The following is a 26,592-nucleotide window of genomic DNA, read 5'->3' on the forward strand; positions in this document are numbered from 1 at the left end:
CATGTCCACATGGAACAGCCGAGGCCTCCGGGGTTCTACCCTGGAGGACCTGGTAAACAGAACCAACGAACAATACCGGGAAAAGGGACTTGCCCTTGTGCAGAAGATTCCTACCCCGATTACTCCGGTACGCATGGACAAGGACAGCCGCCATATCACCCTGGCGTATTTTGACCAGCGAAGTACCGTTGACTACATAGGTGCAGTACAGGGAATCCCTGTCTGCTTTGACGCAAAAGAATGCAGCGCCCAGACGTTTCCTCTGGCAAATATCCACCCCCATCAGGTGAAATTTATGGAGGACTTTGAAAAACAGAATGGCGTGGCATTTTTTCTTATATTTTTCAGTCATTTAAATGAATTCTACTATCTGACCTTCCGGGAGCTGATGGGCTTCTGGAAAAGGATGGAAGAGGGCGGGCGAAAGAGTTTCCGGAAGGAAGAACTGACCGAAGAATTTTACCTGCCGAAAAAGGGCGGGGTGCTGGTGCCTTATCTGGAGGGGATTAAGCTGGATCTGGAGAGACGATAATTCCAATAAAGTTACCGGACAGATCGTGAACAGTAACATCGGCGTTACTGTTCATAGGTAACATCGGCACGACCTGCCGGTAACGGGACGAAACAATATCTTGACATTCTCACTTGATTCTACTATAATCAACATTGATTTTGTATTATCGTGGTAGCGTAGTAAAGTGTTTATAGATTAACAAACTACGAAAACATCGGGAACTGACAATCGATTTTCCCTGTTATCCACCACAAAAGAAAACAAAGAAGAACTGTGGCATTATCGCAGTTACAACTAAGAAACAACATGGAGGAATATGATATGCAGAGGATTTTTCATACGCCGGAAGGAGTACGGGACATTTACAGTCAGGAATGCAGCCGAAAGCGCAGGCTTCAGGAGAAGCTTCACCACGTATTCCATCAGTATGGATTTGAAGATATAGAGACTCCCACCTTTGAATATTTCGAAGTATTCAGCAAGGAAGTGGGAACCATTCCCTCCAGGGATCTTTATAAATTTTTTGACAGAGAGGGCAATACCCTGGTGCTTCGCCCGGACTTCACCCCGTCCGTATCCAGAGCCTGTGCCACCTATTTTAACCCGGAGAAGGAAGTGGTAAGCCTTTGCTACACAGGCAACACCTTCATCAACAATTCCAGCTTCCGCGGCAGACTCAAAGAGACCACACAGATGGGCGTGGAGCGCATGGGAGATGATTCCCCGGAGGCAGATGCAGAGATTCTCGCCATGACTGTAGAGTGCCTTCTGACTGCTGGTCTGACAGAATTCCAGGTAAGCGTAGGCCAAGTAGATTACTATAAGGCCATTTTTGCCCAGACCGGAATGAGCCAGGAAGAGGAAGAAGAGCTTCGGGAACTGATTTCCCAGAAGAATTATTTCGGCGTGGAAGAGCTTGTTAAGAGCAAGAAGATGGACAAATCCCTTGCGAAGGTTCTTTCCCAGCTTCCTCAGATGTTCGGTTCCGCAGAGGTTCTTGAGAAGGCCAAAGCCCTGACCGATAACCCGCAGGCTTTAAAGGCAGTGGCACGCTTAGAAGAAATTTATGAGCTTCTTAAGGTTTATGGTTATGAGAAGTATATTACCTTTGATTTTGCCATGCTCAGCAAATATCATTATTATACCGGAATTATTTTCCAGGCTTACACCTACGGCACAGGAGAGCCTCTGATCAAGGGAGGCCGCTACAACCAGCTGATGAAGCATTTCGGTAAGCCGGCAGCTTCCATTGGATTTGCCATTGTGGTAGACAACCTTCTTATGGCACTTTCCAGACAGAAGCTGGAAATGGAAGACCCGGATGACGTGACCGTGATCACTTACCGCAAGGAGAACCGGATCCAGGCAATCAAGGAAGCCAAAGAACTTCGCGCTCAGGGCAAGAACGTAGCCCTTCGCCCGGAGAAAGTAACGAAGGTATGTGAGGTGGAATTATGAGATATCTGACTTTTGCCCTTACCAAGGGAAGACTTGCAGACAAGACCCTTGCTCTGCTGGAAAAAACAGGAATCACCTGTGAGGAGATGAAAGACAAAGACTCCCGTAAACTGATCTTTGTAAACGAAGAACTGAAAATGCGTTTTTTCCTTGCAAAGGGACCGGATGTGCCCACCTATGTGGAATACGGCGCAGCGGATATTGGAATCGTAGGCAAGGATACCATATTAGAAGAGGGACGGAAGCTTTATGAGGTGATGGACCTTGGCTTTGGTGCCTGCCGCATGTGCGTGTGCGGACCGGAGAGCGCAAAGCCCCTTCTTGCATCCAACCAGCTCATCCGCGTGGCAACCAAGTATCCAAATATTGCCAAGGATTATTTCTATAACAAAAAGCACCAGACGGTTGAGATCATTAAACTGAACGGTTCCATTGAGCTTGCTCCTATTGTAGGGCTTTCCGAGGTGATCGTGGACATTGTGGAGACCGGAAGCACCCTTCGTGAGAACGGCCTGAAGGTTCTGGAGGAGGTTTGCCCTCTTTCTGCCAGAATGGTAGTGAACCAGGTAAGCATGAAAATGGAAAATGAGCGGATCAGCAAGCTGATCGAAGAGCTGAGAGAAGTGATTTAAAGAAAAAAGTCGCAGGCCAGCGATATGATCATATTGGAAAGTCAGTTACAGACAGAAAGAGAGACGAAGTAAAATGCGTACAGTAAGATTAACAAAGGAATCTACAAAAGATATTCTGGAAAATCTGTTAAAAAGAAGCCCAAACAATTATGGCAAATTTGAAGCAGCTGTTGCAGACATTCTTGCCAATGTGAAGGAAAAAGGAGACGAAGCCCTGTTCTCCTATACAAAGGAATTTGATAAGGTAGAGGTTACCGCAGACACCATCCGTGTAACCGAAGCGGAAATCCAGGAGGCCTATGAAGCAGTGGACGCCTCCTTACTGGAAGTCATCCGCAAGGCTCTTGTAAACATCCGCAGCTACCACGAGAAACAGCGCCAGAACAGCTGGTTTACAAGCACAGAGAACGGCACCATGCTGGGCCAGAAGGTAACTCCTCTGAACCGTGTAGGCGTTTACGTTCCAGGAGGAAAGGCAGTTTATCCTTCTTCCGTTCTTATGAACATTGTGCCTGCCAAGGTTGCAGGAGTGCCCCACATTGTAATGACCACCCCTCCGGGAAAAGATGGTAAGGTGAATCCATCCACACTGGTTGCAGCCAAGGAAGCCGGCGCTGACGAGATCTACAAGGTGGGCGGCGCGCAGGCCATCGGCGCACTTGCCTACGGTACTGCCAGCATCCCGAAAGTAGACAAGATCGTAGGACCTGGAAATATTTTCGTAGCACTGGCAAAGAAAGCTGTTTACGGCCATGTCAGCATTGACTCCATCGCAGGACCAAGTGAGATCCTGGTTCTTGCAGATGAGACAGCCAACCCACACTATGTTGCAGCTGACCTTCTTTCCCAGGCAGAGCACGACGAAATGGCTTCTGCAATCCTCATTACCACCAGCACTGAGCTGGCGCAGAATGTGGAGAAAGAGATTGATGGCTATCTGAAGGTTCTCTCCAGAAGAGAGATCATTGAGAAATCCCTGGAGAATTTCGGATACATTCTCATTGCAGAGGATATGGATGAAGCCATTGATGCGGCTAATGAGATCGCATCCGAGCATATGGAGATCGTGACCAAGAATGCCTTCGAGGTGATGATGAAGGTGCGAAACGCAGGCGCTATCTTTATCGGTGAGTACAGCTCCGAGCCCCTGGGCGATTATTTTGCAGGGCCGAACCACGTACTTCCAACCAACGGAACTGCCAAATTCTTCTCCGCACTTTCTGTGGATGATTTTATTAAGAAATCCAGCATTGTATATTATTCCAGATCTGCACTGAAAGAAATCCACAAGGATATCATCCAGTTTGCCACCTCCGAGCAGCTGACCGCACATGCAAATTCCATTGCAGTCCGTTTTGAGGATGAGGACAAAAAGGAGGAGCCATGACAAGAGAGGCCCAGGTAACACGAAACACAAAAGAAACCCAGATTTCCCTAAAGCTGGGATTGGACGGAAGCGGCAAAAGCAGCCTGGACACTGGTGTAGGATTTTTTGACCACATGCTGGACGGCTTTGCCCGCCACGGACTGTTTGACCTGGATGTGAAGGTGAAAGGGGATCTTCAGGTGGACGATCACCACACCATCGAGGACACGGGAATCGTCCTTGGCACTGCCATTAAAGAAGCAGTGGGAGACAAGAAGGGAATCCGCCGCTACGGAAGCTGCATTCTTCCTATGGATGAGTGCCTGGTGCTCTGCGCAGTGGATCTTGGAGGACGTCCCTATCTTTCCTTTGACGGAGAGTTCACAAGCGAAAAGATTGGCGATATGTCCACAGAAATGGTAAAGGAATTTTTTTATGCGGTTTCCTACACTGCGTCCATGAATCTTCACATTAAGGTTCTTACCCCGGGAAATAACCACCATATGGCAGAAGCTATGTTCAAAAGCTTCGCCAAAGCCCTGGACATGGCGGTAGCGTTTGACCCCCGCATTACAGACGTGCTTTCCACAAAGGGAAGCTTGTAAAAGGAGTATTTTTACATGGAAAATTTAAAAAGCAAACTGTCCTGGTCTGATTTCAAGCTGAACAGTGACGGCATGGTTCCGGTCATTGTCCAGGATTACAAGACAGACCAGGTTCTGATGCTTGCCTATATGAATGAAGAGGCCTATCTTACCACTTTGAAACTGGGAAAAATGACCTACTGGAGCCGCAGCCGAAACGAGCTGTGGACCAAAGGACTTACCTCCGGCCATGTTCAGTACGTGAAATCATTGACTATTGACTGTGATAATGATACAATCTTGGCAAAAGTGGAGCAGGTAGGTGCTGCGTGTCATACTGGAAACAGGACATGTTTTTTTACCCCGCTGCTCTAAAAAAGTAAGCCAAAGGTAAAACTATCATATGAACAAACAAATGAAAAACACCCTGATCAAGGTTCTGATCTTCTTCGTGCTTCTTGTGGGCGCATACTGTCTGTGGTGCCATTTCCTTACAGACAATGTGATCTGGACAAAGCTGAAAGTAAACGGCATTGCCATCCAGGGAATGACTGAAGAGGAAGCCATCATCGCCATTACAGAGGATTTCCAGAAAAATTATCAGGACAAGCAGATGACGGTCACTCTGAACGGACAGGAATTTCAGGTGTCCATTTATCCGGCGCTGAGCATAGATGCGAAAGCCGTTGTGGCAAGTGCCTATTCCCTTGGACATGGTTCCTGGATTACTCACGGAACTGACCGTATCCAGCTTATGAACAGCAAGACGAAGGAAGAGTTGACTCTTCTGCCTACTGTGCGCAATCAGGATGACTTAGATGCGGTGCTGGAGGAAGCCGGGATCCAGAATGGTTCTACTACCATCCAGACCTCCTGTGAGCTCACAGATACCAGCCTTGTGATCACCAAAGGAATCACCGGAATGGGGCCGGATCTGAATGCTCTGAAAAAAGAAATCTTAAGTGCCATTTCCCGGGAAGATTACGAAGCGGTGATTGAATGCCCTACCGTGGAGACTGCGCCGGAAGAATTTGACATGGAAGCTTATTATGAGCAGGTACATACAGAAGCAACCGATGCTTCCCTGGGAGAGAATAATGAGATCATTCCTGCTGTGACGGGCATTTCCTTTGATGTGGAAGCTGCGCAGAACCGGCTTGACCGGGCAAGAGAGGGGCTTGTGATCACCATTCCTCTTGAGATTACTTTGCCGGAGGTTTCCACGGAGGAAATTGAGGCTCTGCCTTATCTGAACCTCCTTGGAACCTATACCACTTACGGCGGCGGTACCAAGAACCGGATCACCAATCTGAAGCTTGCAGTAGAAGCATGCGATGGGGTGGAACTGCAGCCGGGACAGACTTTTTCCTACAATGATACCTTAGGTCCCAGAACAGAAGAGCGGGGCTATAAGGAAGCGACGGTAATCGTAGGCGGCGAGCACGCCCAGGATATCGGCGGCGGAATCTGCCAGGTGTCCACCACCTTGTTTATGGCGTGCCTGCAGGCGGATCTTTCCATCGTAGAACGCCATAACCATGCAGCGCGTATTGACTATGTGGATGACGGACTGGATGCAGCAGTTGTTTACGGAAGCCAGGATTTCCGCTTCCAGAACAATACCTCTTATCCCATTAAGATCTCTGCCGTTTATGACGAGGCGGAAGAGTCCGTAACCGTATCCCTCTACGGGACAAAGGAGAACAACAATACCGTAGAAATCACCACCGAACATTCCGATCCCAACACCTGCAAAACCTACCGCAGCGTGTATGATGAGGCGGGAAACCTGCTCCGCACAGAAGAGGTTGGGTATAGTCAGTATAAACAGTAAAGCGATGTTGCGTATTTCCCGCACAATAATTTAAAATATATGTTAAATTGTAGTTACTGGGCACGGAGTGAACAGTAACAAATTGTAGGCTGTCAGGTAGAAAGTGCCTTGGCAGCCTATTGATTTCAGTATAATAGTCTGCTATAATGAAATGAATTGAATAAATCCGTTTTCAGTGCCTTTGCAGAAAAAAGAATCTGCTGGCTAAGAGGGAATCAGGTGCAAATCCTGAGCGATCCGGTCACTGTAAACAGGGAATGAAATCCGAAGATGCCATTGGCAATGCGTTGCTGAGAAGGCTGGATTTCGTATTGATCTGTAAGTCAGGAAACCTGCTGAATTCGTTAATGAAAGCTTCCGAGGAAAGCACTTCATTCTCATGTAGCATATATTTCGACTATGGGATATATTGATTTCTGGTGCCTGTTCCCTTATGGGAGCGGGCATTTTTTTGCATTAGAAGAGTTTTCTGGAATTTTCCGAATACTCTGAGGCAGTCTTTGATTTATTCAGGCAACAATACCAGAAGATAACCATAAAAGAATCGAGGGAGAAAAATGAAAAGAAATTCAAAACGCTTTCTGGCACTGTTTCTTTCTGTGGCAATGACCGTCACTCCGGCTGCCCTTACACAGGCAGAAAGTGAGAGTACAGGCGTACAGGTTACGGTAACTCCGGCGGAAGAAGCTGTTGTGACAGAAGCTCCGAAAGAGGAGACTGCTCCTGCACAGGAAGAGAAGGCAGAAACAACTGCTCCGGAAGAGACCACGGCACCTACAGAGACTCCGGAGCAGACAGAAACTGCTGAGGTTTCTGTTACAGAAGCGCCAGCACAGACAGAGGATGCCAAAGAAGAGACTGCTGCTCAGCCAGCAGAAGACGCAGCTGTAACAGAAGCTCCGGCTGCAGAAGAAGCTTCCGGCAATGGGATTGCCACTTATACCATGCCAGAGGATTTAAAAGAAGACGGCTCAAACATGACCATTGATAAAGCAGATGATACTGCTTACAAAATGTTCAAAATTGCAAGCTCCTCTGCAGAATTAAAGGGTGATAAAATTAAAATAACCCTGACTTCTAACGGAAAGAACTACAATAAGATTTACCTTGGACATAAAGAAGATGCTGCATCTGTGATGGATGCCAATGCAATCGCAGGAACAGAGACAGAAACCGGATATACCTTCGTTTTCGAAATTGATGCAAAGGCAGAAGCTCAGACCATTTATCTGGTTCCCCATTCTGTAAAAAATAATGCATGGTATACGACCCAGGATCTGAAGCTGAACGTTCCAGGAATGAAAGCCCCGGAACCAACTGCCACACCAGAACCAACCGCAACTCCGGAGCCAACCGCAACTCCAGAGCCTACCGCCACACCAATTCCAACCGAGACTCCGGCAGCCTCTGACAACGAGATCAAGGACGCTGGCATCAAGCTGGTAAAAGAAGACGGCAACGAATTTGCCATGTTCGTGATCACTGGTTCTACTGTAAAATTAGAGGGCGACAAATACATCGTAACCCTTTCCACAGAGAAGCAGAACTATGACATGATTTACTTCGGAAGTTCCAGCGATGCAGATAAAGAGACAAAAGCTGTCCACGGCGTAGAGAATGCAGCAGGCGGCTATACATACACTTTCGAAGTTCCTGCAAGCAAGGAGACACAGACTGTTTCTGTAGTACCTCATTCCAAGAAGAGCCAGCACTGGTATGAAAAAGGAATCCTTACCATTACAATTCCGGCAGTTCCAGGATACGGCCAGGAGCCAGAGGTAACACCAGAACCAACCGTAACTCCTACTCCAGGCGAGACCCCGGAGCCAACCGCTACACCGGATTCCCCAGACAACGAGATTAAGGACGCAGGTATTAAGCTGGTAAAAGAAGACGGCAACGAATTTGCCATGTTCGTGATCACTGGTTCCACTGTAAAATTAGAGGGTGACAAATATATCGTAACTCTTTCCACAGAGAAGCAGAATTATGACATGATCTACTTCGGAAGTTCCAGCGATGCAGATAAAGAGACCAAAGCCGTTCGCGGCGAAGAAAATGCTGCAGGAGGTTATACATACACTTTCGAAATCCCGGCAAGCAAGGATGTGACCACTCTTGCAGTCGTTCCGCACTCCAAAAAGAGCCAGCACTGGTATGAAAAAGGCATTCTTACCATCAGTGTTCCGGCAGTTCCAGGATATGGCGAAGAGCCAGAGGTAACACCGGAACCAACCGCTACCCCGGCTCCAAGTGAGACTCTGGCTCCGACCGCGACTCCAGAGCCAACTTCCACACCAGAGCCAACCAAGATTCCATCCGGCACATGTGACAACGGAATCTACAATGTAAATGTAACTTCCAGTTCCACCATGTTCCGCGTAGTAGACTGCACCCTCACTTCCAAAAACGGAAAAATGACCGCAGTCCTTACCTTAAGCGGTACCGGATACGATTATCTCTATGTGGGAACCAGTGAGCAGGCTGCAAAAGCAGATTCCTCCAAATGGGTTCCATATTCCGTAAATGCAAACGGCAAATATACCTATGAGATTCCGGTAACATCCCTGGACAAAGGACTTGCAGTTGCTGCATTTTCCCACAGAACCCAGAGCTGGTATGACAGAACCCTGACCTTTGAGTCTGCTACCTTAAATAAGATTGGTGAGATCAAAGACGACACCCAGAAACCGGATGCCACACCAACACCAAGTGTTGCTCCAACAGGCACTCCAATCCCAACCGAAACACCGACTCCAACTCCTACACCAGATGCAAATCCTGACAAGGAGTCCAAGTACGACTCTGACCTTAGCGGCGGAACTTCCTCTGTAAACAGCTCCACCACACTGGCAGACGGAACCTACACACCAGACAGCTTCTCCTGGTCCGGCGGTACCGGTAAGGTAAGTATTTCCTGTAATAAGATTACTGTAACCGGCGGAAAAGCCTATGCAACAATTGTATTCAGCAGTGAATATTACGGATATGTAAAGGCAAACGGCAACACCTATTACGGATCCTGCGGAGGCGGTATCTCCACCTTTACTATTCCGATTGCATTAAACCAGAACAATACCATCATCGGTATGACCACCAGAATGTCTCAGGCTCATGAGATTACTTACACCATTTATGCTGCATTAAAGGGTGCAAGCGATCCGAAAAAAACAGACAAGGAAAATCCGGCAGATGAGAACAGTATGCTTTCCACAGGAAACAAGAAGCTGGATGAAAGTGCACCGGAGATCACAGGTCTTGAGTACAAGGATGAAACCAAGCTTGAGCATGCAAAATACTTTAAACTGTATAACTATGCAAAAGGCATCACCCTGTTTGAGGTTGACATGACCGCAGACACTGCAAGAAAACCGGAAACTGCAGATTCTAAGGAATCCACAGCGGCAGAAGATAAAGATGCATCCGCTTCTGAGAAGCTTTACACAGGCAATGTTATCAAATACCTGATCGTGCCGGAAGGTGCAGTGATCCCTGCAGGTCTTGATAAAGACGTAATCCTGATCCAAAAACCGGTTGAAAGCGTTTACGTTGCATCTGAGGGTGCCCTTAACCTCCTGGATGAGCTTGGTCTTACTGACAAGATCACCAGCCTTGGCCTGGAAAAAGACGAGGTAACCTCTGACAGTCTCACTGCAGCATTAGAGAATGGCTCTGTATCCTTCGCAGGCAAATACGATGACACCGACTATAAAGAGCTTGTTAAGAGCCAGTGCAATCTTGCCATCCTTCCATCCGATATTCTTCCGGCAGAGGAAACAGAAACAGAAGAAAAGCTGGAAGCACTGAAGGATATGGCAGCGAAGTATGCAACCCTGAAGATTCCGTTTATTATTGACCGTTCTGCAGACGAAGAGGATGAGGATGCAAAAGCAGAATGGACAAAAGCATTCCAGGCAATTTTCACTGAAACAGATGAAGAGGCATAAGCCACAGGAGAAAACTATGTACGATAAAAAGCTGAAATACCGGATTCTTGGCATTTTTGCAGCAGCTGTGATGACTTTTACAGCAGTAACTCCTGTATGGGCAGAAGAAAATACGGAAGTATCTGAAACAGATGCTTCCGTGGACACTTCCTCTGACCATACAGCACCAGACCTTCCGGGACTTACTTACCAGTCCACCATGGAGCTGTCCTTTGCAGAATGCTTTGATGTGTATTACTATAATGATGGCTATAAGCTTCTGGATGTCCATGATGATGCACAGTACCTTGTAGTACCGGAAGGAATGGAGGCACCGGATGGTCTGGATGACAGCATTCAGGTTCTCCAGCAGCCATTGGATACCATCTACATGGCAGCCACTTCCCCAATGGCATTGTTTGATGCCATCGGCGCGGTAGGTTCCATCAAATTATCCGGACTGGATGCTTCCGGCTGGTATATCCAGTCAGCTGCAGATGCCATTAATTCCGGTGACATGACCTTCGCAGGCAAATATGATGAACCGGATTATGAGCTTCTGGTAGGAGAGGACTGTGATCTTGCAATTGAATCTACCATGATCCTCCATGCACCAAAGGTACAGGAGATGATCGAAACCCTTGGAATTCCGGTATTTATCGACCGTTCCAGCTATGAAAGCCAGCCCCTTGGCCGTACGGAGTGGATCAAGCTTTACGGAGCTATGATGAACAAGGAAGAGGAAGCAGCCGCTTTCTTTGACAGTCAGGCGCAGATCATTGAGAAATTAAAGGATTTCACCAACACAGAGAAAACCGTGGCATTTTTCTATATCAACACCAGCGGTTCCCCGGTTGTCCGAAATCCCAAAGATTACATTTCCAGCATGATCGACATTGCAGGCGGGCGAAATGTATTTGCAGACCTTCAGGATGACAGCGGCAAAACCTCTGTTTCCATCACAATGGAAGAGTTTTACAACACTGCTGTGGATGCAGATTATCTGATCTACAATACCAGCATTGATGCCTCTGTAAAGAGCCTTGACGACCTTCTGGCTAAGGACAGTCTTCTGGCTGATTTCAAGGCAGTAAAGGATGGAAATGTATGGATCACCGATAATTCCATGTATCAGCATACGGATACCATCGGCGAGCTGATCAATGATTTTAACCTGATGCTCACAGGCGGCAGCGAGGAGGATATGACCTTCCTGCACAAATTGAACTGATTTTTAAGCGGACTTCTGTAAAGTGGTCCGCTTTCCCATAATAAAACACAAATGGAGTAAACCTAGAATGAGTAAACAACCTGGTGGAACCAGCTTCCACATGGAAAATTTCAAAAGAAGATCCCGCTACGCCCTGGTGTTTATTCTTTTGATCCTGGCATTTTGCGTGATCACCGTGCTGAATATCAATACCGGTAATGTCCATATTTCCCTGTCAGAAATCGCAGACATTCTTTTAAAAAAAGTGACAGATACAAAAGAGTACAGCATTATCTGGAAAATCCGTCTGCCCAGAATCCTGATGGCAGCTATTTTGGGCGGCGCTTTATCCTTATCCGGTTTTTTGCTGCAGACCTTTTTCGAAAACCCAATTGCTGGACCATTTGTACTTGGCATTTCCTCCGGTGCAAAAATGGTAGTAGCTCTTACCATGATTTATTATCTTGGAAGAGCAGCAAATGTTACTTCTTATACCCTGATCATTGCAGCCTTTATCGGTTCTTTAATTTCAATTGGATTTATCCTTTTGATTTCAAAAAGGATCAAGCATATGGCTACCCTTCTGGTTGCCGGAATTATGATCGGCTATATTTGCTCTGCAGTGACAGACTTTGTAGTTACCTTTGCAGATGATTCCGATATTGTTAATCTCCACGGCTGGTCTCAGGGAAGCTTTTCCGGTATGAGCTGGAGCAACGTATATATTTCCTTTGTGGTAATCGGAATTACCTTGATTCTGACCTTCCTTCTGTCAAAGCCCATAGGTGCTTATCAGCTTGGAGAGGCATACGCCCAAAGCATGGGAGTAAATATCCGCTTCTTCCGTGTTGCCCTGATCCTGCTTTCCAGCATTTTGTCTGCAACCGTAACTGCTTTTGCCGGACCGATTTCCTTTGTTGGAATCGCAGTTCCCTTCCTGATGAAAAGAAGCTTTAACACATCAAGACCACTTATTATTATCCCGGGAACCTTTCTTGGAGGAGCTGTTTTCTGTATGATGTGTGACCTGATCGCCAGAATGGCATTTGCACCGCTAGAGCTGAATATCAGTACTGTCACCTCCATATTTGGTGCACCGGTAGTTATTTTTATGATGCTGCGTAAAAAGAGAGGAAACTAAGGATGGAAAATTACTATTTTAAAATGGACCATCTGTCCGTAGGATACAACAAAAAAGCACTGATCCACGATATCTGTATTGGCATCAAAAAAGGAGAAATTGTGACTTTGATCGGACCAAATGGCTCCGGTAAATCTACAATTTTGAAAAGTATCACCCGTCAGCTGCAGATTATTGGCGGAAAGGTTTACTTTGACGACCAGAATCTCACCTCCTTTTCTTTTAGGGATCTTTCCACCCGTATGGCGGTGGTTCTTACAGAGCGTATGAAGCCGGAGCTGATGACCTGCCATGATATTGTGGCAACAGGACGCTATCCTTATACAGGACGGCTTGGTCTTCTTACAAGAGAGGATGAGGAAAAGGTAGAAGAGGCCATGCGTGCAGTACATGCCCAGGAGCTTGGAGGCCGTGATTTTAACAATATCAGTGACGGACAGCGGCAGCGTGTTCTGCTTGCCCGTGCCATCTGCCAGGAGCCGGATGTTATTATCCTGGATGAGCCAACCTCCTTCCTTGATATCAAGCACAAGCTGGATCTGCTTTCCATTCTCCGGGATATGGCAAAAATGAAGCATATTACAGTGATCATGTCTCTTCATGAAATCGATCTGGCACAGAAGATTGCAGATAAGATTATTTGCGTAAAAGGAGACACCATTTCCCATTTCGGAAGACCGGAGGATATTTTTGAGGAAAATATGATCCGGGATTTGTATGACATTAACAATGGCTTTTTTGATCCGCTGTTTGGAAGTATTGAGCTTCCAAAGCCGGAGGGAGAGGCGAAAACATTTGTAATCTGCGGAAACGGAACCGGTATTCCTGTGTTCCGGCAGCTGCAGAAGGAGCATACGCCGTTTATTGCGGGAATTCTTTATACCAATGATGTAGACTACCGTCTGGCACGACTTCTGGCGGCAGATGTGATAACAGAAAGGCCTTTTATGGATATTTCTGAAGAGACCTTTCAAAAAGCCCTCCGTGTGATGGAGCAGTGTGAGAGAATCATTTGCACGGATGTACCTGTGGGTAGCTGTAATATGCGGCTGGGGCAGTTGATTGAGGCGGCAAAAAAGAGCGGAAAGATGGTTAGGGGCTGAGGGGGAATTTAGTGAAGCAGTCGTTTACAGGACGTGAGTTCGCAAGGTATATTCATCGCAGGTCGTCGCAACACTCCGACGAGCTAACTGCCAACTGCGACTAAACATCTCAGGAGAGCCTTCAATGTTAAGTCTTCGTAGGCAGTGGATCTCGTCTCCGTTAAGAGCGCTCCTGAAATGACCTGCTCACGAATATACCTTGTGAACTCACTGGTTACTGGTAAGGCGAATGTGCTGAAACGATACTTCTTCACTGGCACTGAGAGGGAATTCAGACCGATGCTTATTGACTGGCATTAAGGAGAATTCTAGCAAAGTGGGGCGTGCAGATTGCGGGAATGATTTTTCAAATACGCTCTAAGCAGGTCATTTCAGGTGCGTCTTTAGCAGTTAGTTCACCGGAGCGTTGCACCGACCTGCGTGGAATAACAGGTGTTCAGAGGCGTCCGCCTTGATTCACTAAACTGCATCTTAGCATCAGTTTCCGGTTAACTCACTGGAATCGAGATGGTTGTAGGATATTTAATTTACCTGTTAGGTTAATTGTAAAATTGACACATATTAAGAAATGTGCTAATATTTTATTAACCTAGCAGGTAAATTTTTTATAGGAGAGTGGCGGTTGGAAATTACGTACAAAAACAATAAAATCAGGAAAATTTGTACGGATATCAAGGTCGCTGAAAAAACATACGGTGCCCAAATGGCAGAAAAAATAGACATGCGTATAGGTGAAATATCAGCGGCTGACACAGTGGAAATGATGATTCAATTTCGTATTGGTCGCTGTCATCCTTTAACGCAAAACCGAAAGGGCCAGTATGCTATGGATCTTGTTCATCCGTACCGGTTAGTATTTGAAAAAAATGGAAATGAAATCCAGATTGCGAATATTTTAGAAATCGTTGATTATCATTAACTAGTATATCGGAGGTATTACTATGATCAGGAGCAGAAGTTATATAGCGACACCACCTGGAGCCACAATCAAAGAGCAGTTAACTGACAGAGGCATGAGTCAGAAAGAATTTGCCGCAAGAATGAATATGTCAGAGAAGCATATCAGCAAGCTTATTAATGGAGAGGTGCAGCTTACTCCAGACTGTGCAGTCAGACTGGAAGTGGTTCTTGGTGTGTATGCCAAGTTTTGGAATAACCTTGAAGCCGCCTACAGAGAGAAGTTAATTAAGGTTGAAGCTGAAAATTCAATGGAACAGGATGAAGAAATTGCCAGAAAGTTTCCTTATAGTGAAATGGCAAAATATGGCTGGGTTCCTGCTACAAGAAATATAAAAGAAAAAGTGATCAACTTAAGAAAATATTTTGGGATTGTGGAACTTTCCTTGTTAGAAAACAGGCAGATTACACGAATTGCCTGCCGCAGACTGGCGATTACGGAAAAAAGTGATTTGGCACTTATGGCCTGGGCGCAAAGAGTAAAGGTTATTGCCAGGGAAATTGAAACAAAACCGATAAATGTGAAAGGACTCAATAATAGACTTGATGAGATTCGAAAGCTGACACTGATGGAGCCGAAACAGTTTAGTCCTAAATTAAAATTTCTTTTATCGGAGTATGGAATTGCATTAGTTTTTTTGCCGCATTTGAAGGGTTCTTTTTTGCACGGAGCTACATTTCTTGATGGAAACAAAATTGTTTTGGGCCTGACTGCCAGGGGAAGTGACGCGGACAAATTTTGGTTCAGCCTGTTCCATGAGTTAGGGCATATTATGCTTGGACACATAGGAAATTCTGATGGAACATCGGAGCAGGATGAAATTGCTGCAAATGAATGGGCGAGAGATCAGCTGATTCCAGCAGATGCTTTTATAAAGTTTAAAGAGAATCATGTATTTTCCATTGATGCGGTGAGGGTATTTGCAGGAATGATTCATATTGCTCCTGGAATTGTAGTTGGCAGATTGCAAAATGAAGGTGAAATTAAGCATAATATGCTCAATGAGTTGAAAGAACACTATGTTATTATTGGGTAATTGAAACTTTCTGTCCTACAGAAATGATGCAGTTTTTGTCACATTGGCGGGACTTAGTGAAGCAGTTGTTTTAGTTGTTTTGTTACCAGGACGTGAGTTCGCAAGGAGAATGTGCTAAAACGATACTTCTTCACTGGCACTGAGAGGGAATTCAGACTGGTACTTATTTACTGGCATTAAGGGGAATTCCAGCCGATGCACAGCCTCTGGACACCTGTTACTCCTAAGCAGGTCATTTCAGGTGCGTCCTTAGCGGAGGTGAAATCCACTGCTTATGAAGGCTTAATCGTGAAGGCTCTCCTGAACGATTTAGCCGTAGTTAGCAGTTAGTTCCCCGGAGCGTTGCACCGACCTGCGTGGAATAACAGGTGTTCAGAGGCGTCCGCCTTGATTCACTAAATTCCGCCTCAGCTCAGCCCCCCATTTCCTTCGTACGCCACACCCCCACGCAGTGAATACCCCCTCACACCCCCTTTTCCGACACGGAGACGCAAAGTGGTATCATGAGCAGGAGTTAAGGTATAGGTGACATTCTTCCCCTCCCATTTAAGATCCACGCGGATGTTCCCACGGGCAATGAACCCGGTGGCTTCCCCGTTTCTCCAGGAGGGTGGGAGCGCAGGGAGAAGGACAAGCTCTTCGCCCTGGCTTTGAACCAGAACCTCGGCGACAGCAGCACTGTAGCCTAAGTTTCCGTCAATCTGGAATGGCGGATGAGCACAAAACAGATTGGGATAGATACCGCCTCTTCGCATTCCCATTTCTTTCGTTGGATCTACCACGTAAAACAGATTTTTCATAATTTTCTCTACATGAGCGCCATCCTCCATACGCGCCCACATCAGAACCTTCCAAGCCAGACTCCATCCGGTCCCCTCGTCTCCCCGAAGCTCAAGACTCTTTCTCACTGCTTTATACAATTCCGGTGTCTGAGGAGTAATGCCGCAGCCAGGATGAAGCTCGTAAAGATGGGAAACATGGCGATGATGCACATCCTGCTCCGGAAATTCCTGGTTCCACTCCAGAATCTGCCCCTTGCTTCCCACCGCAGTAGGTACCATGCGCTCCAAGGCTTCCAGTACATCATACAATATCTGGCTCTGCAGGCCAAGCACTTCACAGCCCTTCACATAATCCCGAAACAGATTTCTTACAATGGCAAGGGTATTTTCACTGTATTTGGCCACGGAACAATCCTCATAAAACAGATTTTCCGGTGAGGTAGCGGGGCAGATAGCAAGTCCCTGATCTGTTTCCTGAAGCTGAGCCAGACAGAATCGCACATTTTCCTCCAGTATAGGCATAATTTCCTTCAAATACTCTTTATCTTCCGTAAATAAATACTGATCAAACAGGTTTCTGCAGAGCCATGCCTCCCCAAATGGCCAGAACGACCATACCGCCTTTCCCGTTGCAGGAGAGGTTTTACCCCAGATATCTGTGTTGTGGAAGCAGGTGGTTCCCTCACAGTTAAACAGCTCTCTGGCAGTTTTCTGTCCGTTTTTTACCAGTGCTTTGCAAAGATTTACCAGCGGCTCCTGCATTTGAGCAAGATTCAAGGGACCTGTCATCCAGTAATTCATTTCTGTATTGATATTTACGGTGAAATCTCCGAACCATGGGGGAATAATATCATTGCTCCAGATTCCCTGCAGATTGGCAGCCTGGGTGCCCGGTCTGGAAGAGGAGATGAGCAGATATTTTCCGAAAGCAAACAAGATTGCATAAAGCTCCGGGTCAGATGCACCCTCATGAAATGCGGCAAGACGCTCCCGCAGATCATACCGGGAATTTCTATTCGAAAGCTTCTGGACATCATCCCACAGTCTTAATGAAGTTCTTCCATAAAAAGATTTATATTCTTTCACATGCTCATCCAGCAGCTCTTCAAAAGGTTTTGAAAGTTTCTCTAAATCATCAGCCAGCATATGACGAATTTCTGTATCGGAATACTGGCTGGTATATGCTTTGTCAAATCCCCGGAAGCTGGTACGAATTGCCATACGGATTTCCACCCCTGTCACATGCTCCAAAAGAATTCCATCCGCAGACACGGCAGCACTTCCACCTTCTGCAGTTACACACCCTTCTCCTATAAAGTGTACGCCCTGAAGCTCTGGTTCTTCGGGGAAAAGAAACTCTTCCGGTTTATTTTCCTTAATAACCTTCAGTCCGCTTCTTCCCGGACAGATTCCGGTAAGCGTGAAATGATTTTCCTTATAATCCTTCTCACGGATAAAGGCTCCGTCACAGTGAATAAAAATGGAGAATGGCTTGGTGCTTTTGATCTGATACACAAGTCCCTGAGCCGGTGCGCTGATAAAGCAGGTACGTGTAACCTTAGCTTCATTTCTCACATAGTGCTCAAAGGCCACAGCCCGGTCTAAATCCAAACACCTTTCATAATCTGTCACAGATGTATCAGAATCTGGTGAAGCACCTGCAAATGTATCTTCATCAGCACCATAATTATCCTCCACAAAATCCAGATGCAGATCTCCAAAGGGCAGATAAACCTGTACATCCTCAGCTTCTTCCAGCTTCTTTTCTATGACCATTTTTGCTTCTTCATATTTCCCGGCTTTTGCAAGCTCCCCGGCCTGCTTCACCACTTCAGGGGAAAGCCCGGTCTGTCCGCTGTAAGGAGAGCCTGACCATAAGGTATCTTCGTTTAACTGCAGTACTTCATGATCCGGGGTTCCGTGAATAACTGCTCCTATTCGTCCATTTCCCAGAGGAAATCCTTCCAGCCAGCATTTTGCCGAATTTTTAAAATATAATTCCATATATGTAGTCCTTTCCTTATTGTTTATTGGTATTATGATCCGCCTACTGATGATACTTCTTTCCATATTCTGATGGGGAAATCCCCATGTATTTCTTAAACAGCCTGCTGAAATAAAGCTGATCATCAATTCCTACCATGGAAGAGATCTCTTTCATGGATAGGGTATTCTCTTTGATCAAGGTTGCAGCCTTGCGCACCCGCAGATTATTCAGATAGTTGGTAATGCTTGTTCCAACCTCTGATTTAAAAATCCTGCACAGATAACTGGAGCTTAAATTCACATTTGCGGAAATAGAAGCCAGGGTAAGCCTGTACATATAATTTTCCTCCATATATTCCAGGGTCTTAGCCACATCTGCTTTATAATGTCCCTCACTGGAGGAAAATTCCCGGAATACACTCCGTGCTTCCTCATAATTTTTCATCATTTCCTGATAGGGCATATCCGGTGCAAAGGACTGGTACATGGTAAAACGATTGTACAGTTTTTTCACCAGCTGCTCCACCTTAATTTCACTGCCAGACAGCTCTGCCTGGGAAAAAACAACCAATGCGCTATAATCATTCAGTACCAGAATATAGGGCTGCAGCACTCCCTGGACCGCATCCAGGATCATATCCCGCAGAAGATTTCCGGATATGGAAAACGCTTCGTTAGATAAAAACTTCTCAAAGGTTACATAGCAGATGGCACAGGAAGCTTCCATAAACGCAAGTCTGGTTTTGTCGTGCTCAGCAATAAAATCTGAAAGCTTTGCATCCTTCCTGAAAAATTCCAGCAGCAGCGCTTGCATATTCTCTTTTGGATCCTTTTTTTCAGTTTCCCAATGACTGGGCACTCTGTCCTTTAATTTTTCTACCGTTTTATTTAAACAGGCAAGAAGGGTATCCGGCTGGATCTTAATTTTCAGCAGATAATCTGCCGCACCAAGCAGCAAGGCACTTCTCACAGAATCAAAATCCTCGTAATTGCTAAGAACCAGAATTTCACCGGGATATCCTTGTTCCTTTAAGATACGGATCAGCTCCAGCCCATCCATCCCGGGCATTTTCAGATCTGTGATGATCACATCCGGATGATGCTGGTTAATCAGAGGCAGTGCCTCAAGCCCATTTGATGCCGTTCCGCAAATAGAAAAGCCATGCTCCTCCCAGGGCAGGATGGAGCGAAGGGCAATCTTTACAATGGGCTCATCATCAATAATCAGTATACTGTACATGTATTATCCTTTCCGACCAATTGTGTATTTTATGAAAGTGAATCTGCATAGAGCTCCGGCAGAGTAAGCGTACACCTGGTTCCTTCTCCTGGCTGACTGTCAATTTTCAGCCCGTATTCCCGTCCGAAATTCAGCTGGATCCGATCATTTACATTGGCAACGCCAATTTTTTTTCGCTCCGGGTGGGGTGCCAGGGCGTCGTCCGTCACCTTAAAGCCTTTACCGTCATCGGACAGCTCTATAACCACATGATCTTCTTCTCGCCAGCAGGTAATCTGGATTTCCATTACGGTACCGTTATCTGAAGAGCCATGCATCACCGAATTTTCTGCCAGTGGCTGCAAAATCAGCTTGGGAACCAGGCAGGAGAGCAGTTCATCCTCCTCCACATGGAAGGAATACTCAAAGCTGCCAGCGTAGCGGATTCTGAGAATGGAAAAATAGTTTTCCAGATTTTCCAGTTCTTCCCGAATGGTAATATATTCGTTCTTATTGGTAAGGGTATTCTGTAAAAGACTGCTTAGTGCCTGAATTCCATCGCTTACGATCAGATCCTTATGCATAGCAGCCACAAACCGAAGGCTGTTCAGAGTGTTAAAAAGAAAATGAGGATTCAGCTGATACTGAAGCATCTGCAGCTCCAGTTCCCTTTTTCTCTCTTCCTGAGCCTTCTGCTGAGCCATCAGATGTTCAATGGTGTCTGCCATATGATCCATACTTCCGGAAAGTCTGGAAAGCTCGTCTTTATGATTGTCCTGAATACGCACAGATAAGTCCCCATGGGAAAGTGCTTTACAGAATTCCAGCATTCTTTTAATGGGAGACATAATTCCCTGATATACCATGGCTACGATCCCGATGCACAGCAAAACCAGAAGCATCACCACCGCAAGAATCTGCTTTAGCATGGCATAAACCTCTGAATTAATATAGTGGTAGGGCATGGTATATACAAATAGCTGATTCAGGTTTTTGTTATAAATGTAAGTTACCAGCTGTTCCTCCCCATCCTCCTGGATACTGAAGGAATCTGTTTTCTTTGGAAGCATTTCCCCGATTCTTTTCATAAGCTCTTTATCAATTTTCTTCCCCAGAGATATACTTCGGTTCCAGGAAGAAAGCACGGTTCCATCCATATTCATATACATAATATTGGAAGAATCCGACAGCCCTACAGGCTCCAGTACCGTCTTGGAAAAAATTTTCTCCTCAATGGAAATCAGGGTATATCCGATTACCCGGCTTTTGGAATACTGCTCATAAATCCTTCTTCCAAGAACCAGAATATCCCGGTCCCGGTAAGTGTGTACGTAAGCCCACACATCCTGATCCTGCTCCTCAAGCCGGGAAAGGATCCGGTCCACATCCTTCTGATAGAACCCGTCATACCCCAGATCATAAAAAATATTTCCCTCTGTATCATAGACGGTAATGTTTTTCGCCTGGGCGGGATAGATGATCTTATTGCGGATCATGCTCTGGATCTCATTGATCGCCTGATTCTTCTCCATGTCCGTCATGTCTTTTTTCAGAAGGCCTTCCTTAATCTCCTCGCTGATGCAGATAGAGCCGCACAGATACTGGTATTTTTCAATCTCGCTTACCATGTTCAGATTGATCATGGACAGGGTCTGGGAAATGGACGCAGAAAGCTTCTCCTGAAGTGCCACGGAAAATATATGAAAAGAATAGCCGCTGATCCCCGCTAATGGAATAATAGAAATCATCAGAAGGGCAATTACAAGTCTTGTTTTGATACTGAATTTACGAAATCCCTGAAAATGATGTTTTTTTCCCATGGCGGATCCTCCCATTGCTTTTGTCCTCTGACGGATATCTGTCAAAATATTATTATTTTCATTCATTATACAGGAAAAAAACAGAATAATCTATGTAAAAGCAAAAGACAAAAAAATAATACATATATGCCGCAAGAAAATCCATATCAGATATATTTTACAAGAAAATGTTCCATAGCAAGAGTTATTTTGTCGATTTACTATAAATGATTTTTCAAATATAATAGCATCATCAGGCAAACATAATAAAACAGCCAACCAGAAGGAGGAAACACCCTATGAAAAAAAGATTTGCAGCATCCGCTATGATCCTTGCCATGAGCGCAGCTACTGTACTTTCCCCGCTCACAGCATTTGCGGAAGCAGAAGAGCAGGAACTGAACATTGCCATTTTCCAGGGCGGATACGGAGATGCTTACTGGAACCAGATGGTAGAGCTTTTTGAAGCAAGCCATGAGGGCGTGAAGGTAAACATGACCATCAGCCCGACTATCGGTGATATCATCCGTCCACAGATCGTAGCCGGAAACGCACCGGATTTTATCTGCCTCAATGATGGAGCCGAGGATGGCGTTATCCTTTCCCTGATCAAGGAGCATGCGCTTCTCAATCTGGACGATGTATTTGACGGAGAAAACTATGCAGGAACCGGAACTCTTCGGGATGATATTACAGATGGTATCCTTTCCAGCACCAAATGTGCGCCTTACGGAGATGACGAAATCTATCTTGCACCATTTAGCAGCGGCCCGCAGGGTCTGATCTACAATAAGACCTTCTTCGAGGAAAATAATCTGGAAGTTCCCAAAACATGGGATGAGTTTTTCACACTTGGCGATACCTTGAAGGATATTGACGGACGTGCGCTTTTTACCTATCAGGGAATTTATCCAGGATACATGGAAGAAATGCTCTGGCCGGCAATCGCAAATGAGTGCGGCGAGGAAGCCCTTACCAGGATTGCCAATTATGAGGAAGGCTCTTTCAATAACGAAGGTGTGTTAAAGGCCCTTACCCATATCAAAGAGATCGCAGAAAAAGGCTATTTGTTAGAGGGTACTGTGGGCATGAACCATACGGAATCCCAGACAGAAATGATGCTTGGAAAAGCAGCATTTATCACGAATGGAACCTGGATGGAAAATGAGATGCAGGATGCTCCAAGAGAAGAGGGCTTTGAGTTTGCAATGGCTCCGATTCCGACTGAGAACGCAGACGATGTGCATTACATATTCGACAGCTGCGAGCAGTTCTCCATTCCGGCAGCTGCAAAGAATCCAGAGCTTGCAAAGGAATTCCTCCGTTTCCTGTACAGCGATGAATCTGTATCTGCATTTGCAGAGGCTTCCGGTGCACTTTACGCAACCAAGAGTGCCCGCGAGGTAGCAAAGGACAAGCTGTCTGCAGCAATCTACAACATGTACGGAATCTATGAAGAAGCAAAGGCATCCTCCTTGATTATGAGCTTCTCCGCAGTTCCGGCTGACTGTAAGGTGAATCCTAAGGATGAAATCTTCAACCCGATCACTTCTGTTATGAATGATGAAATGACAGTAGAAGAGTGGGCTCAGAATGTAGAAGATGCTTTTGCGCAGATTCGCGCTGACCAAGAAGCTGCAAAATAACAGGAGGAATATTGTTTTCCATAGAAAGGCTGCTGCACATGTATGCAGCAGCCTTTCTTCACCCAAAACGGATATTTCCATAACTTTAATATAAAAACGAGGTGACCTAGCGTGGTAAAAAAACCGAAATTATTCATAGCCTTATGTACACTTCCGGCTTTAATCCTTACGATCATCTTTATGATCGTTCCCATGGTGAATGCAGTTTACCTTTCCTTTACCAGCTCTACTGCACTCAGCGTTGGCTTTAACAGCAAATTCGTATTTTTAGATAACTATATTTACATGTTTCAGGACAAAGATTTTATCCGGGCTCTGCTTAACACCTTTAAGCTGATGCTGGTGATCCCGGCTGTGACTATTTTCCTTAGTCTGATCTTTGCCTTTATTCTCACCCAGGGCGAGCTTCAGGAAAAATCCTTTTACCGTACTGTTTTCTTTTTCCCAAGTATTATATCCATGACAGTTGTAGGTATTGTGTGGTCCTTTGTGTTTAATCCTACAAGAGGAATTCTGAACCATCTTCTGGATATGTTTCATCTTTCCACCTGGAAGCATGCCTGGCTTGGAGAGGGAAAAACTGCTCTGTGGTGTATCGGTGCTGCTCTGGTATGGCAGGCGATCGGATATTATATGGTAATGCATGTGGCTTCTATTGATGGAATTTCCCAGGAGGTGTACGAGGCAGCTTCTATTGATGGTGCTACCGGAACACAGAAATTTTTTAAGATCACCATTCCGCTTCTTCGAAAATCCATTGGAACCACCTATATTTTATCTCTTTCCGGAACCATAAACCTAAGCTTCACCCTGTCAAATGTTATGACAGGCGGCGGACCAAACGGGGCGTCCAGTGTCCTTCTTCAGTATATGTATACCCAGGGCATGCGAAACGCCAACTTCGGATATGCTATGGCTATTGCCATGTTTACCCTTGTACTTGCAATTATCATTGCAATAATCTCACGAAAGCTGTCGTCTGAAAAAGAATAGGAGGGAACTGATGAAAACTGTAAGAACATGGTGTGTCAGAATCCTGATGATTCTGTTCACGATTATTTTTCTTTATCCGCTTTTCTGGAACCTGATGTCTGCATTTAAAACCAATACAGAGTATCTGACGGATCCTTATGCGCTGCCTGCAGCACTGAATTTTGACAACTTTATTGCAGCCTGGGGAAAAGCAAACATTGCAGCCTATTTTGGAAATTCCGTACTGGTAACGGTACTTTCAACCGTGCTTTTGCTTTTATTTGTTATTCCTATTTCTTATGCGCTGGCAAGATACCGTTTTGTAGGGAGCAAGCTGATCTCAACCATTTATATGGCATGCATTTTCCTGCAGGCAACCTATATTATGATTCCTCTGTTTCTGGAATTACAGGCAATAAACGGATTGAACAATCTTCCGGTACTGTGCCTTGTTTATGCAGTCATGCAGTTTCCGTTTTGTATTTTTACTCTCCAGGGCTTTATGTCCGCTGTGCCAAGGGACTATGAGGAATCTGCCAGAATTGACGGCGCTACCAACCTTCAGCTTCTGCTTAAGGTAATGGTTCCTCTTGCCAAGCCTGGAATCGCTACCATTACCATGTTAAGTGCCATGGGCTTTTGGAATGAATATCCGCTGGCTCTTGTACTTCTCACAGAGGATGCAAAAAAAACACTTCCAATTGGTATGGCAAACCTGTTTGAGGTGCAAAAGTACGCTACAGACTGGGGTGCATTGTTTGCAGGACTTGTGATCGTCATGATTCCGACGATTATTATTTATCTTATTGGACAAAGATATCTGCTGCAGGGAATCGGCGCAGGCGGCTTAAAGGGTTAGAGAGGAGTTTATATATGCCAACAGATCAGGAATTAATTCGAATTGTTCCAAGTGACAGGCAGCTTGCCTATCAGGAAACGGAATTCTATGCATTTTTTCATTTCGGAATGAATACATATACAGACAGAGAATGGGGCGACGGAACCGAAGATCCCAAGCTTTTTAACCCTGCCAAGCTGGATGCCGACCAGTGGGTATCTGCAGCCAAAAGCGCAGGCATGAAGGGCGTGATCCTCACCTGCAAGCACCACGACGGCTTCTGCCTTTGGCCCACCAGATACACCAGTCACAGCGTTGCCTCAAGCCCATGGAAAAAGGGAACCGGTGATGTAGTCAAAGAGGTTTCGGATGCCTGCCGCCGTCACGGCATGAAATTCGGAATCTATCTTTCCCCCTGGGACCGGAACCAGCCCTGCTATGGAACGGGAAAGGAATATGATGATTACTATCTGGCTCAGCTTACCGAGCTGCTCACCGGATACGGAGAAATATTCAGTGTCTGGCTGGATGGTGCCTGCGGCGAGGGACCAAATGGCAAAAAACAGGTCTATGACTGGGAACGCTATTATGCCTGCGTGCGCAAATATCAGCCAGACGCCTGCATCTGTGTATGCGGCCCGGATATCCGCTGGTGCGGCAATGAAGCCGGAGATGTGCGTAAATCCGAGTGGAGTGTAGTTCCTGCCCGTACTGCACTGGCAGAGAGCATACAGGAAAAAAGCCAGCAGGCAGATGATGAGGAATTCCGTCAGCGAAAAATTACAAGTGACATGGAGGATCTTGGAAGCAGAGCCGCTCTTCAGGGAGAAAAGGACCTGATCTGGTATCCTGCTGAGGTCAATACCTCCATAAGACCGGGCTGGTTTTATCACACAAAAGAAGATAATCAGGTAAAAAGCCTTGAAGAGCTGATTTCTATTTACTGCGGATCTGTAGGTGGAAACGCTACCTTTCTTCTTAATGTTCCGCCTATGCCAAACGGGCTGCTCCATCCAAATGATGTTGCCAGGCTGGCAGAATTGGGACAGTGGAAGAGAAGTGCATTTTCCGGCAATCTTGCAGAATTTGCAGAGATAACTGCGTCCTCCGAAGATGCCGCTCATCCGGTTCAGAATGTTCTCACAGACACCAGAACCACCTGGTACCAGCCAGAGACAGATGCCAAAACCGGAGCTTTCCCAGCGGAACTTATTTTCAATCTGCATACCCAAAAGGCACTGGGCTATCTGGTAATAAAAGAGGCAATCCAGCACAGCCAGAGAGTGGAAGCCTTTTGTGTCTACGCACAAAAAGAAGAGAAGTGGGTTCTGGTTTATGAAGGAACCGTTATAGGATATCAGAAAATCGTGAAGCTTTCCGAAGCTTTCACCAGGAAGCTTAAAATTGTATTTTCTGATTATCGTGTTGCGCCTTTAATTTCCTTTGTGGGAATTTATCCCAAAAGATAATTTCATAAAATACCATTATTTTCCAGATAATTTTCTTTTAAACATATTATTATTCGCAATTCTTTGAGCGCAGTTTCTTTACAGAGACTGCGTTTTACGTTATACTTAAGATATCCAAA

20 protein-coding genes and 1 riboswitch are annotated in these 26,592 nt (G+C 45.7%); of the genes, 17 read left to right on the top strand and 3 right to left on the bottom strand.

The features are described from left to right. The first annotated feature begins 1 nt into the window (after window position 1). The 13 genes from DWZ38_RS03940 to DWZ38_RS04000 all read left to right on the top strand — a co-directional run bounded on the left by DWZ38_RS03940 (window position 2) and on the right by DWZ38_RS04000 (window position 15,762). Window positions 2–532: a Holliday junction resolvase RecU gene (locus DWZ38_RS03940; RefSeq protein WP_117850236.1), complete on the top strand. Its 531-nt coding sequence runs from the start codon at window positions 2–4 to the stop codon at window positions 530–532. Between the two features lie 303 nt (window positions 533–835). Then, a complete protein-coding gene (gene hisZ / locus DWZ38_RS03945; RefSeq protein ID WP_021926943.1) occupies window positions 836–1,972 on the top strand; it encodes an ATP phosphoribosyltransferase regulatory subunit in 1,137 nt (378 codons plus the stop codon). Next, entirely contained in the window at window positions 1,969–2,604 is a 636-nt protein-coding gene (gene hisG, locus DWZ38_RS03950; protein ID WP_021926942.1) for an ATP phosphoribosyltransferase, read from the top strand. The genes hisZ and hisG overlap by 4 nt, the downstream gene beginning before the upstream one ends. 73 nt (window positions 2,605–2,677) lie before the next feature. Beyond that, window positions 2,678–3,991 (top strand): histidinol dehydrogenase, encoded by a 1,314-nt coding sequence (gene hisD / locus DWZ38_RS03955; RefSeq protein WP_021926941.1) that lies wholly within the window; start codon window positions 2,678–2,680, stop codon window positions 3,989–3,991. After that, window positions 3,988–4,575: an imidazoleglycerol-phosphate dehydratase HisB gene (gene hisB / locus DWZ38_RS03960; RefSeq protein ID WP_021926940.1), complete on the top strand. Its 588-nt coding sequence runs from the start codon at window positions 3,988–3,990 to the stop codon at window positions 4,573–4,575. Before hisD ends, hisB begins: the two co-directional genes overlap by 4 nt. Window positions 4,576–4,590: 15 nt before the next feature. Next, a complete protein-coding gene (gene hisI, locus DWZ38_RS03965) occupies window positions 4,591–4,929 on the top strand; it encodes a phosphoribosyl-AMP cyclohydrolase (protein ID WP_021926939.1) in 339 nt (112 codons plus the stop codon). A 28-nt stretch (window positions 4,930–4,957) separates the two neighbouring features. Beyond that, window positions 4,958–6,388 (top strand): VanW family protein, encoded by a 1,431-nt coding sequence (locus tag DWZ38_RS03970; protein WP_117850239.1) that lies wholly within the window; start codon window positions 4,958–4,960, stop codon window positions 6,386–6,388. A gap of 156 nt (window positions 6,389–6,544) precedes the next feature. Next, window positions 6,545–6,743: riboswitch (cobalamin riboswitch) on the top strand. 202 nt (window positions 6,744–6,945) lie between these two features. Further along, a complete protein-coding gene (locus DWZ38_RS03975; protein WP_117850241.1) occupies window positions 6,946–10,335 on the top strand; it encodes a hypothetical protein in 3,390 nt (1,129 codons plus the stop codon). 16 nt (window positions 10,336–10,351) lie between these two features. Further along, window positions 10,352–11,545 (top strand): ABC transporter substrate-binding protein, encoded by a 1,194-nt coding sequence (locus tag DWZ38_RS03980; protein WP_117850243.1) that lies wholly within the window; start codon window positions 10,352–10,354, stop codon window positions 11,543–11,545. A 67-nt stretch (window positions 11,546–11,612) separates the two neighbouring features. Next, on the top strand, window positions 11,613–12,665 hold the full coding sequence (locus tag DWZ38_RS03985) for an iron ABC transporter permease (protein ID WP_117850245.1): 1,053 nt from the start codon (window positions 11,613–11,615) through the stop codon (window positions 12,663–12,665). Between the two features lie 2 nt (window positions 12,666–12,667). Continuing rightward, window positions 12,668–13,768, top strand: a complete 1,101-nt coding sequence (locus DWZ38_RS03990; RefSeq protein WP_117850247.1) for an ABC transporter ATP-binding protein — start codon at window positions 12,668–12,670, stop codon at window positions 13,766–13,768. A 622-nt stretch (window positions 13,769–14,390) separates the two neighbouring features. Further along, entirely contained in the window at window positions 14,391–14,687 is a 297-nt protein-coding gene (locus DWZ38_RS03995; protein ID WP_117850250.1) for a type II toxin-antitoxin system RelE/ParE family toxin, read from the top strand. 22 nt (window positions 14,688–14,709) lie between these two features. After that, window positions 14,710–15,762, top strand: coding sequence for a HigA family addiction module antitoxin (locus DWZ38_RS04000; protein WP_117850252.1), 1,053 nt, complete (start codon window positions 14,710–14,712; stop codon window positions 15,760–15,762). 407 nt (window positions 15,763–16,169) lie between these two features. On the opposite strand, the gene DWZ38_RS04005 is transcribed toward DWZ38_RS04000, so the two are convergent. From DWZ38_RS04005 to DWZ38_RS04015, 3 genes are read right to left on the bottom strand one after another with little or no spacing between them, the layout of a single operon-like run. Further along, window positions 16,170–18,548, bottom strand: a complete 2,379-nt coding sequence (locus tag DWZ38_RS04005) for a glycoside hydrolase family 95 protein (RefSeq protein WP_178105272.1) — start codon at window positions 18,546–18,548, stop codon at window positions 16,170–16,172. 43 nt (window positions 18,549–18,591) lie between these two features. After that, window positions 18,592–19,770, bottom strand: a complete 1,179-nt coding sequence (locus DWZ38_RS04010; RefSeq protein ID WP_117850257.1) for a response regulator — start codon at window positions 19,768–19,770, stop codon at window positions 18,592–18,594. A gap of 29 nt (window positions 19,771–19,799) precedes the next feature. After that, window positions 19,800–21,569: a sensor histidine kinase gene (locus tag DWZ38_RS04015; protein WP_117850260.1), complete on the bottom strand. Its 1,770-nt coding sequence runs from the start codon at window positions 21,567–21,569 to the stop codon at window positions 19,800–19,802. A gap of 278 nt (window positions 21,570–21,847) precedes the next feature. On the opposite strand from DWZ38_RS04015, the gene DWZ38_RS04020 reads away from it, so the two are divergent. The 4 genes from DWZ38_RS04020 to DWZ38_RS04035 all read left to right on the top strand — a co-directional run bounded on the left by DWZ38_RS04020 (window position 21,848) and on the right by DWZ38_RS04035 (window position 26,473). After that, window positions 21,848–23,194 carry a carbohydrate ABC transporter substrate-binding protein gene (locus tag DWZ38_RS04020; protein ID WP_117850262.1) on the top strand — a complete coding sequence of 449 codons (1,347 nt, stop codon included), beginning with the start codon at window positions 21,848–21,850 and terminating at the stop codon, window positions 23,192–23,194. 111 nt (window positions 23,195–23,305) lie between these two features. After that, entirely contained in the window at window positions 23,306–24,187 is an 882-nt protein-coding gene (locus DWZ38_RS04025) for a sugar ABC transporter permease (protein WP_117850265.1), read from the top strand. 10 nt (window positions 24,188–24,197) lie between these two features. Next, window positions 24,198–25,025: a carbohydrate ABC transporter permease gene (locus DWZ38_RS04030; RefSeq protein WP_117850267.1), complete on the top strand. Its 828-nt coding sequence runs from the start codon at window positions 24,198–24,200 to the stop codon at window positions 25,023–25,025. Window positions 25,026–25,039: 14 nt separating this feature from the next. Beyond that, on the top strand, window positions 25,040–26,473 hold the full coding sequence (locus DWZ38_RS04035; protein WP_117850269.1) for an alpha-L-fucosidase: 1,434 nt from the start codon (window positions 25,040–25,042) through the stop codon (window positions 26,471–26,473). Window positions 26,474–26,592 lie beyond the last annotated feature (119 nt).

The sequence above is a fragment of the Ruminococcus sp. AF31-8BH genome (genome assembly GCF_003460605.1).
Classification (GTDB): Bacteria; Bacillota; Clostridia; order Lachnospirales; family Lachnospiraceae; genus Blautia_A; species Blautia_A acetigignens.